Raw genomic sequence first — 265 nt, 5'->3', positions numbered from 1 at the left:
GTGCGACCCCAGGAGTCGATGTCCTCCGGCCGAAGCCGGCGGTACTGGAGATCCTTCATCGACCATGCCTCAAGGGGCTTGGTCCGCATGGGCACGCGCTCGATGTCGAACACGAGCACCTTGGGTTTACTCATCGTCTTCCTCACCCTTAAGGAGGGACTGGAGCCCCTCTTTGCCTTCACGGACATAGACGGAGTTGACGTCATCGCCCGGCTTGCACAACATAACAGTGCCCGACAACGGCAGTGCGCGTCGGAATGTGGAG

Origin of the sequence: Pseudomonas sp. 2(2015), assembly GCF_000955865.1 — a bacterium.
Lineage (GTDB): Bacteria > Pseudomonadota > Gammaproteobacteria > Pseudomonadales > Pseudomonadaceae > Aquipseudomonas.
This window is presented reverse-complemented; position numbering follows the sequence as displayed.